Origin of the sequence: [Mycobacterium] manitobense (assembly GCF_025821665.1) — a bacterium.
GTDB classification, from domain to species: domain Bacteria; phylum Actinomycetota; class Actinomycetes; order Mycobacteriales; family Mycobacteriaceae; genus Mycobacterium; species Mycobacterium arseniciresistens.
The window spans coordinates 1-537 of record NZ_JACKSJ010000073.1; the positions used below are offsets into that span (position 1 = coordinate 1).

The 537-nt window shown below is 63.5% G+C and carries 1 protein-coding gene; it reads right to left on the bottom strand.

Annotated elements, in window-relative coordinates:
- Positions 1-537, bottom strand: a 537-nt coding sequence (locus H7I41_RS09950; RefSeq protein WP_264012414.1) for an Ig-like domain-containing protein, incomplete at both ends; no start/stop codon positions are given.

Genomic DNA, 537 nt, shown 5'->3' on the forward strand with positions numbered 1-537 from the left:
TGTCGCCGTCGACGATGTCGACCGTGGAGACGATGGGGGCGGGATCCTTGCCGAGCTGGTAGCCGCCACCCACGATGGGCGTCACCAGCGGCGGCATCTGCACAACCGGGTCGACATTGACCGGGATGGTCACGGTGAGGTTGTCCGCCTGGGCGATGCCGAGGAAGCGCGTCACCTTCTCCACCACGGCCTGGATCTGACCGAGGACGCCGGGCAGATGCTCGGAGTCATCGCGGATGACGATCTTGAAGCTGTCCACCAGGGGCTGGCCGCTGACCAGTGCCCACGGCGTGTAGACGAATTTGCCGCTGATCAGATCCCGGTACACCCAACCGTGTTCCGGCTGGATGATGTCGTAGGTCAGCACGTCACCGTTGGGGTCCGTGGCGTTCAGATCGATGTAGACCTGGCCGAGCAGATTCTGCTCGTAGACGATCGGACCCGCGATCGGCGTCCTGTTGACGAAGGTGTGACTGATCTGGCGCGCGACCCACGCCATCATTGTGTTGACCAGGAGGTCCAAGGGGTTGGTCGTCG